12 protein-coding genes are annotated in these 13,706 nt (G+C 66.9%); 4 read left to right on the top strand and 8 right to left on the bottom strand.

The window, feature by feature from the left end; translation table 11 throughout:
• Nucleotides 1-139: 139 nt before the first annotated feature.
• Both ACCQ09_RS06965 and ACCQ09_RS06960 read right to left on the bottom strand, forming a co-directional pair.
• A complete protein-coding gene (locus ACCQ09_RS06965) occupies nucleotides 140-1,111 on the bottom strand; it encodes an aspartyl/asparaginyl beta-hydroxylase domain-containing protein (RefSeq protein ID WP_012437817.1) in 972 nt (323 codons plus the stop codon).
• A 58-nt stretch (nucleotides 1,112-1,169) separates the two neighbouring features.
• Nucleotides 1,170-1,976 carry a MipA/OmpV family protein gene (locus tag ACCQ09_RS06960; protein WP_040940955.1) on the bottom strand — a complete coding sequence of 269 codons (807 nt, stop codon included), beginning with the start codon at nucleotides 1,974-1,976 and terminating at the stop codon, nucleotides 1,170-1,172.
• Here ACCQ09_RS06960 and ACCQ09_RS06955 point away from each other — a divergent pair.
• Nucleotides 1,975-2,394, top strand: a complete 420-nt coding sequence (locus tag ACCQ09_RS06955) for a hypothetical protein (RefSeq protein WP_228427993.1) — start codon at nucleotides 1,975-1,977, stop codon at nucleotides 2,392-2,394. The two genes, ACCQ09_RS06960 and ACCQ09_RS06955, sit on opposite strands and share 2 nt — an antisense overlap.
• 196 nt (nucleotides 2,395-2,590) lie before the next feature.
• Here the strand turns inward: ACCQ09_RS06955 and ACCQ09_RS06950 are convergent, their stop codons facing one another.
• Nucleotides 2,591-3,106 carry a single-stranded DNA-binding protein gene (locus tag ACCQ09_RS06950; protein WP_040940953.1) on the bottom strand — a complete coding sequence of 172 codons (516 nt, stop codon included), beginning with the start codon at nucleotides 3,104-3,106 and terminating at the stop codon, nucleotides 2,591-2,593.
• A 281-nt stretch (nucleotides 3,107-3,387) separates the two neighbouring features.
• On the opposite strand from ACCQ09_RS06950, the gene ACCQ09_RS06945 reads away from it, so the two are divergent.
• Nucleotides 3,388-4,386, top strand: a complete 999-nt coding sequence (locus tag ACCQ09_RS06945; RefSeq protein WP_040940952.1) for a polyprenyl synthetase family protein — start codon at nucleotides 3,388-3,390, stop codon at nucleotides 4,384-4,386.
• 242 nt (nucleotides 4,387-4,628) lie between these two features.
• Here ACCQ09_RS06945 and ACCQ09_RS06940 read toward each other — a convergent pair whose 3' ends face one another.
• The 5 genes from ACCQ09_RS06940 to ACCQ09_RS06920 all read right to left on the bottom strand — a co-directional run bounded on the left by ACCQ09_RS06940 (nucleotide 4,629) and on the right by ACCQ09_RS06920 (nucleotide 11,366).
• Nucleotides 4,629-5,429, bottom strand: coding sequence for a dienelactone hydrolase family protein (locus tag ACCQ09_RS06940; RefSeq protein WP_040940951.1), 801 nt, complete (start codon nucleotides 5,427-5,429; stop codon nucleotides 4,629-4,631).
• A gap of 146 nt (nucleotides 5,430-5,575) precedes the next feature.
• On the bottom strand, nucleotides 5,576-6,982 hold the full coding sequence (gene murD / locus ACCQ09_RS06935; protein WP_040940950.1) for a UDP-N-acetylmuramoyl-L-alanine--D-glutamate ligase: 1,407 nt from the start codon (nucleotides 6,980-6,982) through the stop codon (nucleotides 5,576-5,578).
• Nucleotides 6,963-8,318, bottom strand: coding sequence for a UDP-N-acetyl-alpha-D-muramoyl-L-alanyl-L-glutamate epimerase (murL, locus tag ACCQ09_RS06930; RefSeq protein WP_040940949.1), 1,356 nt, complete (start codon nucleotides 8,316-8,318; stop codon nucleotides 6,963-6,965). The genes murD and murL overlap by 20 nt, the downstream gene beginning before the upstream one ends.
• Complete coding sequence (locus ACCQ09_RS06925; RefSeq protein ID WP_011037870.1) at nucleotides 8,315-8,773, bottom strand: hypothetical protein; 459 nt, start codon at nucleotides 8,771-8,773, stop codon at nucleotides 8,315-8,317. The genes murL and ACCQ09_RS06925 overlap by 4 nt, the downstream gene beginning before the upstream one ends.
• A complete protein-coding gene (locus ACCQ09_RS06920) occupies nucleotides 8,757-11,366 on the bottom strand; it encodes a bifunctional aspartate kinase/diaminopimelate decarboxylase (RefSeq protein ID WP_225042155.1) in 2,610 nt (869 codons plus the stop codon). The genes ACCQ09_RS06925 and ACCQ09_RS06920 overlap by 17 nt, the downstream gene beginning before the upstream one ends.
• Before the next feature lie 195 nt (nucleotides 11,367-11,561).
• Here ACCQ09_RS06920 and ACCQ09_RS06915 point away from each other — a divergent pair, with 195 nt between their 5' ends.
• Nucleotides 11,562-12,440, top strand: a complete 879-nt coding sequence (locus tag ACCQ09_RS06915; protein ID WP_040940947.1) for a PhzF family phenazine biosynthesis protein — start codon at nucleotides 11,562-11,564, stop codon at nucleotides 12,438-12,440.
• Between the two features lie 31 nt (nucleotides 12,441-12,471).
• Nucleotides 12,472-13,353: a PhzF family phenazine biosynthesis protein gene (locus ACCQ09_RS06910; protein WP_040940946.1), complete on the top strand. Its 882-nt coding sequence runs from the start codon at nucleotides 12,472-12,474 to the stop codon at nucleotides 13,351-13,353.
• Nucleotides 13,354-13,706: the final 353 nt, after the last annotated feature.

Raw genomic sequence — 13,706 nt, 5'->3', positions numbered from 1 at the left:
AACCTGCGCCTGGGCGACCGGATGCGTCATCGACATGGCAATTCTCGGGAATGGAAACATCATACGCAGCGCGCGCTCCATGGCCTGGGCCGATGCCCGCAGGCCGCACCACCAGCGCACCGCCCAACGGTGCCTGCGCTCAGCCATGCAGCAGCCATCGCAGCACACCAACCCCGGCAGCAAGCAGTGCAAGCATGGCGCCCAGCAGACTCAGATTGATCGTCCACTTGAGCAAGGCATATAGCGGGCGGTGCTGCGCGCGCAGGCGCCTTCCGTAGGCCATCAGCGGTGCGACAGCCGCATACAACGCGCTCACCGGGCCGCGCCGGTCGCGCGCGTCATTGGGCGTCCGCGCCGCACGTGCGAGCTGCGTATAGACCAGGTTGAACCACCGCCCTGGCCAGCGCATCGGCCGCTCCACATCGCACATCAGGATCAGCCGCGGCGCATCGGTATCGTTACGCACGAAGTGCAGATAGGTCTCGTCGAACACGAACGCGTCGCCGTCCTGCCAGGCACGGTTGCGTCCGTCCACATTGATGAAGCACTGCGCCGCATTGGGCGTGGCCAGGCCCAGGTGATAGCGCAACGAGCAGCCCAACGGGTCGGCATGCGGCGTCAGCACCGAACGTGGCGGCAACACGGCGAACATCGCCGCATGGATCTCCGGGTAGCCGGCCAACAGGTCCAGCGTGCGCGGGCAGCTGGCACGTGCGGAGGCATGCGGCGCGCCATACCAGCGCAGGTAGTAGCGACTCCACCCGTATTTGTAGAAGGTGCGGAAGCCCACATCGAACGCGGCCGGTGAGCCGTCGCGCCGCACCTCGTCAAAGCTGCCATCTCCCAGCAAGGCCATCGCTTCGTCGCGGATGCACTCCCAGTGCTGCGCCAAGGCCGGAAGCTTGCGATATAGCTCCAGCGGCACGAACGGCCCGCGCGCCGCCGTGCGGGTGAAGGCATACAGGATGACGTTCGGCAGCGCGAACACCGGCCAACTCTTGCGCAGGTACTGGCGCAGGCTGGCGTAGCGCGCCTGGCCGCGGAAACGGTAGAAGTAGGTCATCGCTGCAATCCAGCTGGCGATCACACACAGCAGCGTGGCGGCGATCATGTGCGGACTACCCTGGCCGCGCGGCTTGTGGCGCCGGGCATCACTTGAGTGCGGCCCATCAAAAGCCCCGCGAGAACCCGATCAACACCGAGCCGACTCCGTCGCTATCCGGCGCGAGCAGCGGGCTGTCACTCAGCGCATCGGGCAACACGCTGTACTGCAGCCGGGTCAGGAACTGCCAGCGTTTGCCGATCGGCCGCATATAGGTCAGCCCCACTGTCGGCACGGTCGCTGCGCCCGGCTTGTAGTCCACGACGCCGCGAGCGACCTCGGCATCGAGCGTGCCGTAGTAATAGTTGGCCATGTCCTTGGACAGGTGACTGACACTGATGCTCGGAGTCAGCTGGCCACGCCCGACAGCGAAGGCGTAGCCGTAACGGGCGGTCAGTTCATAGCCTTCGCTGGTACCGGTGACATCGGCCTTGGCAGTGAGTTCCAGCTCGCCGGCGGCACCGCGCCACGCACCGACCAGGCCCATGTCCAGGCTGTCGTCGCGGTCGTCCAGCAGGGCACGGTCGATGCCATTGCGGGCCAGTTCGGCCACGCCCAGATCGTCCGCAGCCACGCCATCCAGGCGCAGCGCCACGATGGCATCCAGGCCGAAGCTGTCGCCCTGGACCAGATGCGCCCCGCCGGTGATGCCGCGGAAGAAGAAGCGCTCACCTTCGAACAGGATCAGCGGGATCGGATTGGTGCGCGTTCCCTCGCCGGCAAACGGGCTGTCCGACGCCACCACGCCCACGCCGATGCCCCAGCGATACCGACCTTGCTCGGACAGCGATGGATCGGTCTGCGGGGTGGTCTGGGCGACGGCAATGGCGGGCAGTGCGAACAGCGCAGCGAGCGCAAGGCGGGAGCAAGTCATGGGCGGGCGTCTTGAGGGGAAGGAGTGCCGCGCTGTCGTGGCCGACCGGATTGGCGCCTATCGCAGCGGTGCGGCGGCAGCGTGCCGCAGCGATGTCGGCCAAATGTCGTCGTGGCAGACAACGCCGCCGCTGCGCGCTGACGACATGTCACCGACATCGGCCTGCCACGGTCAGTGCCGCCCCCTGGACGCCAGATACCACCCGATGCCAGCGAACCTCGCGCCACCGCCCTGCCCCGACACCGCATTCCTTCAGCTGGCCGGCCTGCTCGTACCCGCGCACGAAGCCAGCCGCTGGTTCCAGCACGACCCCATCGACGAACTCGGCGGCTGGACCGCCGCGCAGCTGAGCCGGATGCAGCGACAGCCACAGGTCATCGCGTTCCTGCAGTCGGTGCTATGCGGCGAGCGCGGCTGAGGGACGCTGCGATCACTGCATTGCGCTGGGCTGCAATGCATTGCATTGCCATGAATTGCATCGGCAAGTATTTGACGACGCAATGGCGAAAGCTTGCGCAGAAGTCACTCTGCCGCGTCGCTCACCACGCCGTTCCGCCAACGAAAAAGGCCCGCGCGAGCAGGCCTTTCGAGTGTGCAAGCAACGATCGCCGGGATCAGAACGGGATATCGTCGTCCGCAAAATCGTCCATCGGCGGCGCCGACTGCTGCTGGGCCGGCTGCTGACGGCGCGGTGCGTAGTCCTGACCGCCACCACCACCGCCGCCACCCTGCTGCTGGCGCGGGGCCTGCGTGCGCTGCGGGCGATCGCCGCCCATGCCACCGCCGCCGCCTTCACCGCGGCCGCCGAGCATCTGCATCTCGTTGGCGACAATGTCGGTGCTGTACTTCTCTACGCCGTCCTGGCCGGTGTACTTGTCGTAGCGCAGCTCGCCTTCGACATACACCTGCGAGCCCTTGCGCAGGTACTCACCGGCGATCTCGCCCAATTTTCCAAAAAACACCACGCGATGCCACTCGGTGCGTTCCTGGTTATTGCCTTCGCGGTCCTTGCGCATGCTGGTGGTGGCCAGGCTCACGCGGGTGATCGCCATGCCGGCCTGGGTGTACTTGGTGTCGGGATCGTTGCCGAGGTTGCCGACGAGGATGACTTTGTTGATGCCGCGGGCCATAGGTGCTTCCGAGATGGTGCGCCGGCGCCGTGGGGCGCGAGGCGATGAATGTCTGTTCTGGGGGCCAATGTTACCGCACCTGCCCGCCACCGCACCTGACGCGTTCCCCCGCCGGCAGGCCGGACAACCGCGCGTGGCGGGGTCGGGATCCTGCGCACCGGCAGCCGCGAAATGCCCGCCACAGCTGGTTCCGGGGCCACCGCGCCAGGGCTGGAACAGGCGCGGCGGGACGGATCTGGCCCGGGCACCTATAATCGGCCGACATCTCGATTTGCCTGCGCATGACCATCGCCCAAGACCTCCCCACCGTACTGGGCCTGCCCCAGATCCAGTCCCTCGCCGCGCCCGACATGGCGGCGGTCGATGCCTTGATCCGCCGCCGTCTGGCGTCGGACGTCGTGCTGATCAACCAGATTGCCGATCACATCATCTCCGCCGGCGGCAAACGCCTGCGCCCGATGCTGGTGATGCTGGCCGGCCACGCCGCGGGCGGCTCCGGGCCGGAGCACCACCAGCTTGCGGCGATCATCGAGTTCATCCACACCTCCACGCTGCTGCACGACGACGTGGTGGACGAATCAGACCTGCGCCGCGGCCGCAGCACCGCCAATGCACTGTGGGGCAACGCACCCAGCGTGCTGGTGGGCGACTTCCTGTATTCGCGCAGCTTCCAGCTGATGGTCGAACTGGACCGCATGGAAGTGATGCAGATCCTGGCCGACACCACCAACCGCATCGCCGAAGGCGAAGTGCTGCAGCTCTTGCATGTACACAACCCCGACACCGATGAAGCCGCGTACCTGCGCGTGATCGAGCGCAAGACCGCGGTGCTGTTTGCCGCCGGCACGCGCCTGGGCGCACTGGCCTCGGGCGCGAATGCCGACGTGCAGCAGCGTCTGTACGACTACGGCATGCAGCTGGGCTTTGCGTTCCAGATCGCCGACGACGTGCTCGACTACGCCGCCGATGCCACCGACCTGGGCAAGAACCTGGGCGACGACCTGGCCGAGGGCAAGGCCACCCTGCCGCTGATCCACGCCATTGCGCATTCCGATGCCGCCACCCAGCAGCGCCTGCGGCAGATCGTCGAACAGGGCGATGCCGAAGCAATGCCGGAGGTGTTGACGGCCATCCGCGCGACCGGTGGGCTCGATTACAGCCGCCAGCGCGCCGCCGAATACGCCGCCGCCGCCGAACAGGCCCTGGACGGCTTGCCGCCGAGCCCGGCAGTGGCCGCATTACGCGGCCTGGCGCGTTATGCGGTGGAACGGACGCACTGATCGCAACACGCGGCGCTGGGCAACTTTCCGGCGCCGCCACCGAGCAAGTGCCCTGCAACGCGCTTGTGGTTGCCAGTCCGGCACCGCCCTGCAGGGCGGTCCTGCAGGCCACAACAGCTGACAACGCTCAGCCAAACGATATGCACCACCGCGCTTCAACAGTGACGCGCTGAAACACGGCCGCTGCAGCCGGCCACGTGGAAACGCTGGCGCGCAGGACATGCCGCACGCCAGCGCCCCACTCACTTACCGAAACGTTCGTCGAAGAACCCGTGCAGCATGCCGAACGCACGTTTGGCCGCACGCGCGTTGTACAAACAGCCCGGCGGGCTGTTGGCATCGGCTTCGGCGAAGCAATGCACCGCGCCGCTGAAATTCACGAACTGCCAGTCCGCGCCAGCGCCGTTCATTTCGGTTTCGAACGCGGCGATGTCGGCCTGGGTCACGCTCTTGTCATCGGCGCCGTTGAGCACCAGCATCGGCGTCTTCGCGGAGTTGGCGGCCGCCGGCGCGGGTGTGGAAATACCCCCGTGCAGGCTGACCACGCCGGCCAACTGCGCGCCCGCGCGCACCAGTTCCAGCACCGTGGTCCCGCCAAAACAGAAACCCACCGCACCGATACGTGCTGCATCCAGCGGTGCGCTGCCGGCCTGCGCCTTGAGCACATCCACCGCCTTGAGTGCACGCGCCTGCAGCGTGGCCCGGTCATCGCGCAGCGTCCTGGCCTGCGCGCCGGCTTCGGTGTCGTTCTTGGGCCGGATGCCCTTGCCGTAGACGTCCGCAACCAGCACCACGTAGTCGTCGCCGGCCAGCTGCTTGGCCTTGGTCACCGCCGAGTCGTTGACCCCGCGCCAATTGGGCACCATCACCAGGCCCGGGCGCTTGGCAGGGCCGGCATCGTCGTACACCAGCACGCCGCTAAAGCTGTCCTTGCCGATGGTCCATTCCAGCGGCTTGGCCTGCATCGCGGCCATGGCCGGACCGGCCATCAACGCCAACAGGCCGGCCAGACCGGCGCGTTTCCATTTCGATTGCGTCTGCATGCACATGCTCCCGGGGATGTGCAGCGAGTCTAGGCGTTTGCGTGGTGCCTGGATGGTGACGGCGCGCAGCCCGTGGCTGGCCCGCCATCCATTACGACAAAACAGACCACCGGCTTGGCACGCGTAACGCGACCAACAGCTTGGAGCTACTGCACACCCAGGCCGGGAATCGCACTGATCGCCGCAGGATCGAACCCCGCCAGCTGCGCAAAGTGGCGGCCACGCGCCACGTAATCGCTGTACACGCCAAAGCTGGGCGCGCCGGGCGACAGCAGCACCAGCCCGCCCTGTGCACCGAGTGCGCTGCGTGCCAGCTGCATCGCATGCGCCAGGTTATCGGCGGCATGCAGGCCAAAGCCGGCGCTCTGCGCCAGTGGTGCCAGCAACGCATGGATGCGCGGGCCGTTGGCGCCCATGGTGACGATTTCCAACGGCGCCTGCTGCGCCATGTGCGCGGCGAAGTCCTGCCAGTCCAGCCCACGGTCGTGCCCACCCACCAGCAGCGCCACACGCTGTTGTGCGAAGCAGGCCAAGGCCGCCAGCGAGGCATGCGGTGTGGTGCTGATGGAATCGTTGACGTATGCGATGCCGTCCACGCTGCCGAGCCACTGCAGCCGGTTGGGCAACGGACGAAAGGTCAGTGCCGCCGGCGCCAATGCCGCCGCATCCAGGCCCAGGGCCTCCACTGCCGCCAGCACGGCGCACAGGTTGCGCCGGTTGTGTTCCCCCGGCAGCGGCACCTTGGCAGTATCGAAAATCGGCTGTTGGCCGCGATAGACCACGTCGCCACGCAGGTGCCAGCCATCGGGATGATTGAACCAGCGCACCTCGCTCTCAGGCAGCTGCAGCTGCGCCAGATGCGGGTCGGCGGCATTGAGCAGCGCGATGCGCGGGCGGCCGTCGGTCACCAGCGCCAGCTTGTCGCGCACATACGCCGCTTCGCTGCCGTGCCAGTCCAGATGCTCGGGAAACAGGTTCAGCACCAGCGCCAACTCCGGGCGTGCGCCACTGCGCCCCACCTCACCAGTCTGGTAGCTGGACAGCTCGATCGCCCAGTACGCAGGCGGCGGCTGTGGGGAGAGCACTTCCAGCAACGGCTGGCCGATATTGCCGACCAGCGCGGTGCGATGGCCGCCGGCGCGCAACAGATGCGCCAGCAGCGCGGTGGTGGTGCTCTTGCCCTTGGTGCCGGTCACGCAGATCGCGCCCGGCACGTAGCCGTCCGGCTGCGCGTGTTCGGCAAACCACAGCGCGGTGCCGCCGATGAAGCGCGTGCCCTGCGCGGCGGCGGCGCGTGCCTCCTCACGGTACGGGCTGATGCCCGGTGACTTGATCACGACCTCGAACGCGGCCAGCGCCTGTGCGCTCGCTTCGATCTGCACCTGCAACGCGGGGTCTGCCAATGCGGCAACGTCGCGTGCCTCTTCGGCGTTACAAAAGACCGTCAGCGCCTGCGTAGGCAGCTGTTGGCGCAGCGCGCAATAGGCGGTGCGCCCTTCGCGCGCCCATCCCCACAACGCAACCGCCTTGCCCTCAAGCTGCGAAATTCGCACGCACGCGCTCCCACAGCGCCGAAGGAACGCGGTGCTCGCCATTGATGGTCATCAGGGGCTGCAGCTGCAGTGCGTCCTGCTCCAGCTGCGGTTGGATCTCGCGGATAAACCGCTTCACCAGCGCGTCTTCCTTCCATTCCGCACGGGTGGCCAGCACCGCCATCGCGGCACGCGACTCGCGCCCCTCGCCCACGCATTCGAACGGCTTGTGGTCCTGGAATTCCAGCAACGCATCGTAGCCGCCGGCCTGGGCGGCATCGTCGAGCAGGTTGCGCCCGAAGATCTTGACCAGGCGCGTCTTGGGCATGAACGGCGCCAACGCCAGAAACACGAAATGGCATTTGGGGCACACCCCGCACCAGCGATGCACCGGCCGCTCGCCCATGATGTGGAAATTGCGGTTGCAGCTGGAAAAATGCGCGTCGTAGTGATCGGTCTTGGCGAATTGCCGTGCCACCGCAAGTTCGGAAAGTGGGCGCAGCAGCGAGTAATAACGCAGGTCGGCGGCAACATGCTGCTGCACGTACTCCCCAAAGGCTTGCTCGAACGCCCAGCCCTTGGACCACTGGTGATTGACCTCGCCGGTGCCAGGAATCTGGCTGCCATAGCTGGCCGAACGCTCGTTGGAGAACACCACCTGGTCCACGCCGGTGAGCAGCGCCGACAACACCAAAATGGCCGAATTCACCGCCGTCACCGGGATGTGCCCGTTCCAGGCGCCCTGACGATTGAGCTCGAACAACTCCGGCGCCAGCACGCGGCCGATGTTGAGCACCGGCAGCCCGGTCCGCTCGGCGCAGGCGCGGATCAATTGCGAACCGCCAATCCAGCTGACGGTCTGATCCACCCCGGCCTGCCGCAGCGCTTCAATACTGACCAGCGAATCCTTGCCGCCGCCGATGGCCACCAGCGCATGCTCGCGCAGCCCTGCGGCCGGTGCCTGGTCGGCCGCCGGCGCGGTCACCGGGAAGTGGATCTTGCCGTGCAGGCTCAAGCCATTGCGGTAGGCGAATTCGCCCAGGCCGTGCAGATAGACGCTTTCCACCAGTGCGGCGGTCTTCGCATCGATGGCGTAGTCGTCGATCTGGATGGTCGGCGGCACCGCCGCCTTGTAGTAGCTGACACCGGCGACCAGGTGCAGCAGGCGCAAGGCCTGTTGCACGGCCGCCGCACGCGTGGCGTCCAGCACGAACGGGGCACCGGGCACCGCCACGGTCTCCACCAGTTCCGGCCCCTGGTCGAAGGCATACACCAGCGTCGCCACGCCGGTCTGCGCATCCAGCGCGCAGCGGACAAAGCGGAACGTGGACACCTGATGTTTGTCGAAAGCGCTCATACACACCCTGCAGGCACACGTGCGCGACGCAGATAACGCCGGCACAGGAAATATTCGATGATGGAAAACGGCACAGCGGCCCACAGCAGCGGCAGGCAACCGATGAGGAACACCAGCAGCAGTGCCTCCGAGCCAATGACTTCTGCGCTGCCAGTGACTGCCAACGCGATCACCAGATACAACAACAACAGCGGCGGATAGCTGAGTGCGTTCAACACCAGCGTGCGCAACGCCATGCCGCCGGCATGCTGCGCCGGCGCGCGACGCTGGCGCCAACGCTGCCAGCGCGCCGCACCCCATGCGCCTACGCCGGCAGCGACCAGCGCGGGCAGCGCCCACTTCAGGCTATCGGTCCACGGCATCGCCTGGCCGGCCATGTCGATGGCGGTGGACACCACCATCGACACACCACCGGCCAGCGTGCTCAGCGCGATGAACTCAGCCAGTGGCCGCATCGATCACCTCTTCGCGCGGCAACTCCCGCTGGTTGTAGGTGCTGGCCATGGAATACCCATACGCGCCGGCATCGGCGATCAGCATCACATCGCCCGGTGCGGTAGCCGCAGGCAGGCGGCGGCGCTTGCCGAACACATCGGAGGATTCGCAGATCGGCCCCACCACATCGAAGCTGCCATCGGCAGGCGCACCGAGCTGGCTGAGGTTTTCGATGTCGTGCCAGGCGTCGTACAACGCCGGGCGGATCAGGCTGTTCATGCCGGCATCCAGGCCGACGCGATGGATGCCGTCCTTTTCGATCACCTGGGTCGCCTGGGCCAGCAACACGCCCGCCTCGGCCACCAGATAACGGCCAGGCTCGATCGCCAGGCGGAAGCCCGGATGCACGGCCTTGACCTCGGCTAGCCCCTTGGCCCACAGCTCCAGGTCGAACGGCTCGTCTTCGGCGCTGTAGGGAATTGGCAGCCCACCGCCGATGTCGATGGTCTCCACGGTGCCGATGCGGCGCGCGAAGCCGGCCAGTTCGTCGTACATCATCCGCCAGTGTTCGCCGGTCTCCACGCCGCTGCCCAGATGCGCATGCACTCCGGTGATGGTGACTTCCAGCGTGCGTGCCAACTCGACGAACTCATCCACGCGCGTGGACGACAACCCGAACTTGGACGCCTTGCCGCCGGTGTTGACCTTCTCGTGGTGGCCATCGCCGTGGCCCAGGTCGATGCGCAGCCACACGTTGCGGCCGCGGAACACCTCCGGCCAGCGCTTGAGCGCTTCGACGTTGTCCACGGTGACGGTCACGCCCAGCGCAAACGCGGCCTCGTATTCGCTACGCGGCGCGAAACTCGGCGTGAACAACACGCGGCGCGGCGACAGCTCCGGCAACGTGTCGAACACACGGCGCAATTCGCCGTGCGAGACGCATTCCAGGCCGAATCCAGCCTGTTCCAGCGCCATCAGGATGGCCGGATGCGAGTTGGCCTTGATCGCGTAATAGCGCTGGTCCACCGCGGCAATCTGTGCCAGCGCTTGCGCACGCGCGCGCACCGTGGGCAGGTGATACACGTAACGCGGCGTGCCGGCCTTGGACAGCGTCAGCAGATGCGCGCGCTCGGCGTGCCACCACGGCGTGGGCCGCGGGCGCACCGAACCGATGATTTCACGCCAGCGTGGGCCAAACACCTCACCTTCGCTGACCGGCATGGCGCCACTGTCGATCAATTCCGCATGCAAAATCGGCAACAGGCCGTCGGCATCGGATTCGTCGATGACGAAGGTCAGATTCAAGTCGTTGGACGACTGCGAAATCATGTGCACGCGCTCCTGCCCGAACGTGGCCCACACGTCAGACAGCTTGTGCAGCAGCGAGCGCATGCCGCGCCCGACCAGCGTGATCGCCGCGCACGGCACGATGATCTTGACCTTGCAGATCTGCGACAGGTCTGCCGACAACGCCGCCAGTACATCGGTGTTGACCAGGTTTTCGGACGGATCCAGCGACACGGTGACGTTGGTTTCGGCCGAGCCGATCAGATCCACCGACAAGCCATGCTTCTTGAACAGCGTGAACACATCGGCCAGGAAGCCGACCTGTTGCCACATGCCGATGCCTTCCATCGACACCAGCACGATGCCGTTGCGGCGGCTGATCGCCTTGACGCCAAGCACTGGTTCGGCGCTGCCATCGATGCTGGTGCCTGGCAGATCCGGGCGTTCGGTATCCAGGATCGCCATCGGCACGCCGGAGTCGCGGCAGGGCTTGATCGAGCGCGGATGCAGCACCTTGGCGCCGGTGGTGGCGATTTCTTGCGCTTCGTAATAGTCCAGGCGGGTCAGCAGACGCGCATCCGGCACTTCCTTCGGATTGGCGCTGAACATGCCGGGCACGTCGGTCCAGATTTCCACCCGGCTGGCGCCGAGCAGTGCACCGAAATACGCCGCCGAAGTATCCGAACCGCCACGCCCCAGAATCGCGGTGCCGCCATCGGCATGCCGCGAAATAAAGCCCTGCGTGATCAGCAGGCGCGTGGGCTGCGCATCGAAACGCGCCCGCCATGCGGCATCGGATTGCCACTGGCACGACACCGACAAGCGCTTGGACCACTCGCTCTGGTTGGGCTGCGGCGGCAACGCCGACAACCACTCCCGCGCATCCAGCCAACCCATGTCCAGGCCGTTGGCATGCAAATAGGCCGCACCGATGGTGGAAGACAGCAATTCGCCCTGCCCCAGCACCTCGGCCTGCCAGTCGAGCGTGCGGCTGGCAGCGCGTGCATCGCCCACCAATGCGTGCAACGCGGCAAGCCGCGCACCCAGCACTGCGTCGGCATCGAGCTCGAGCTCGGCAAGGAATTCGCGATGCCGCAGTTCCAGTGCCGCCACGCGCTGCGCGCTGTCGGCAGCACCATCGGCGATGGCAGTGAGCTCGTTGGTGACGCCCGACAGTGCAGACACCACCACCAGCACGCGGCCGCCGGTCTCGTTCGCCCGTTTGCTCGCCAGTTTTCCAATCGTGTCCCAGCGATGACGACGCGACACCGAGGTGCCGCCGAACTTGAGGACGATCCAACGATCGGTAGAAAGGGAAGCTGACATTAGATGTGGGCGTTTAGGATGGGGGGAGTTGCCCGGTACGCCGGGCGGAACCTCCGATTCTACTGCCAATATCCCAGCCATGACCCCTCCTCGCGTCACAGCCGCGCTGCCAGGCACCATCGCGCCCATGCACCCCGCGCGGCTGCAGCCATCGCTGTCTGCGCGCACTGTCCTTTCACCGTAACGGCCGCCCTGATGCGCACATTTCGCTACCTGCAACTGGATGTTTTCTCCAACCGCCCTGGCGCTGGCAACCCGCTGGGCGTGGTCGTCGATGCCGGCGCACTGTCAGCGCAACAGATGCAGCAGATTGCTGCCTGGCTGAACCTGTCGGAGACGGTGTTTTTCCTGCCGGTCAGCGCGCCGGGCGCGGATTACCACATCCGCATTTTCACCCCGCGCGCGGAGCTGCCGTTTGCCGGGCACCCCAGCGTGGGCGCTGCCTGGGTCGCCAGGACGCACGGCCTGGTGGGATACCGCCAGGACAACCGGCTGTACCAGCAATGCGCCGCCGGCGTGCTGCCGGTGGATGTATTCGACCGTCACGACGTGGTGCTGGTGCGTCTGCGCGCGCCGCGCGCGCAGTGCAGTGACACCGGCACGCACCACGCCGCTGCGCTGGCGCAGGTCACCCGAGCGTTCGCCATGAGCGCGCAGGCGCCTGCCCTGTGGAACAACGGGCCCAGCTGGTGGTTGCTGGAGCTGGCCGACGAGGCCGCGGTGCGGACGGCCGTGCCCGACCTGGCCGCCATCGCCGCACTCACCGCCGCCAGCGGGGCGGTCGGGCTGGCCATCTATGCCGCCGCAGCCACCGAGGCGGAAGATCTGGTGGTGCGTGAGTTCTGCCCGGGCGACGGCATCCCCGAAGACCCCGTCACCGGCAGCGCCAATGCCTGCATCGCTGCGCGCCTGCTGGCCGAGGACCGGCTGCCGGGCAGGCAGGGCCGCTACGTCGCCAGCCAGGGCCGCGAGGTCGGCCGCGATGGCCGCGTGGAGGTGGAAGTCGACGCCGCCGGCGATGTATGGATCGGCGGGGCGACGCAGCAAGTGATCGAAGGCCGCATCGCTTGGTAAGCTGCCGCGCCCTGCTCGCGGACCCGCTCCCATGACCACGCGTCGATTCCTGCAACTGGATGTGTTCTCGGCCCGCCCCGGCAGCGGCAACCCGTTGGCGGTGGTGCTCGACGCGGAAGGCCTGGACGATGCCGCGATGCAGGCCATTGCGCGCTGGACCAAGTTGCCGGAAACCACCTTCGTGTTTCCGGCCTCCGACGCCGCCAGCAGTTATCGCCTGCGCATGTTTTCGCCGCAAAAAGAGGTGCCGTTCGCCGGCCACCCCAGTGTCGGCACCGCACATGCAGTGCTCGACGCCGGCCTGGCCGCGCCGCGCGACGGCGTGCTGGTGCAGGACGGCATCGCCGGGCAATTGCCGCTGCGCGTGGAGCAGATCGCCGGCCATCGCAGCATCGCCATCCGCACGCCGCGTGCGCGCGTCACCGAACAGGTGCAGGCCGACGACCCACGCCTGAGCGACAGCCTGCGCGGCTGGCCGCTGGGCGCATTGCCGCCAGCCCTGATGGACGGCGGGCGTACCTGGTGGGTGGTGGAACTGGCCAGCGAAGCCGCCTTGCGCAGCCTGGACCCGGACTGGAACGCCATTGCGACCTTGGCCGAATCCACCGGCAGCATGGGCGTGTTCGCCTACGCGCGTGCAGCGGCAACCGGCGCGTACGATCTGGCGGTGCGCGCCTTCGTCGGCAATGGCCGCCGCTTCGAGGACGCCGCCTCTGGCGCCGCCAACGCCGTGCTTGCGGCCTGGCTGGATAGCAAGGATGCCTTGCCCGGCACCGACGGCCGCTACGTGGTCAGCCAGGGCCGCGAAATCGGCTTCGACGCGCTGCTGGAGCTGCGCATCGATGCCAACGGCGAGGTCTGGTCGGGTGGACAGGTGCAGACGGTGGTTCGCGGCACGCTGGATTGGGAGTGATTGGACTTCCCTTGCCCATCACCGGCACGGGAGACGGGACAGCTGTTCGTGATCGGTCATTGGAACATTGAACGCAAGAAACGCCAGGGCCGGATAGTGCGGCAACTCTGACGCTGAAGCCTTCGCGTACAGCGCGCACCGCGCGCGAGATGAAAAAACGCTGCGGTCTCCCGCAGCATTTTGTCTATTCGAAACCTCAGGACCAGCAACCACCACATCGTAGGAGCGCGCTCGCGCGCGAGGGCGTTATCGGGAATGCCTCATCGCGCGCAAGCGCACTCCTACACCGCCTGATGTTGTTCCAGACACCACTTCACAAAACATCTGCACAACCCGCACGTGCCATGCCCCAA

Origin of the sequence: Xanthomonas sp. NCPPB 2586 (assembly GCF_041475775.2) — a bacterium.
Classification (GTDB): Bacteria; Pseudomonadota; Gammaproteobacteria; order Xanthomonadales; family Xanthomonadaceae; genus Xanthomonas; species Xanthomonas campestris.
The sequence above is the reverse complement of the archived record's forward strand: the minus strand, read 5'-3'. Positions and strand labels throughout refer to the sequence as shown.

Bases quoted from the DNA above. Each gene is read 5' to 3' on its own strand.
- ACCQ09_RS06965 (WP_012437817.1), bottom strand. From the start codon at position 1,111: ATGATCGCCGCCACGCTGCTGTGTGTGATCGCCAGCTGGATTGCAGCG.
- ACCQ09_RS06955 (WP_228427993.1), top strand. From the start codon at position 1,975: ATGGGCGGGCGTCTTGAGGGGAAGGAGTGCCGCGCTGTCGTGGCCGAC.
- ACCQ09_RS06960 (WP_040940955.1), bottom strand. From the start codon at position 1,976: ATGACTTGCTCCCGCCTTGCGCTCGCTGCGCTGTTCGCACTGCCCGCC.
- ACCQ09_RS06950 (WP_040940953.1), bottom strand. From the start codon at position 3,106: ATGGCCCGCGGCATCAACAAAGTCATCCTCGTCGGCAACCTCGGCAAC.
- ACCQ09_RS06945 (WP_040940952.1), top strand. From the start codon at position 3,388: ATGACCATCGCCCAAGACCTCCCCACCGTACTGGGCCTGCCCCAGATC.
- ACCQ09_RS06940 (WP_040940951.1), bottom strand. From the start codon at position 5,429: ATGCAGACGCAATCGAAATGGAAACGCGCCGGTCTGGCCGGCCTGTTG.
- murL (WP_040940949.1), bottom strand. From the start codon at position 8,318: ATGAGCGCTTTCGACAAACATCAGGTGTCCACGTTCCGCTTTGTCCGC.
- ACCQ09_RS06925 (WP_011037870.1), bottom strand. From the start codon at position 8,773: ATGCGGCCACTGGCTGAGTTCATCGCGCTGAGCACGCTGGCCGGTGGT.
- ACCQ09_RS06920 (WP_225042155.1), bottom strand. From the start codon at position 11,366: ATGTCAGCTTCCCTTTCTACCGATCGTTGGATCGTCCTCAAGTTCGGC.
- ACCQ09_RS06915 (WP_040940947.1), top strand. From the start codon at position 11,562: ATGCGCACATTTCGCTACCTGCAACTGGATGTTTTCTCCAACCGCCCT.
- ACCQ09_RS06910 (WP_040940946.1), top strand. From the start codon at position 12,472: ATGACCACGCGTCGATTCCTGCAACTGGATGTGTTCTCGGCCCGCCCC.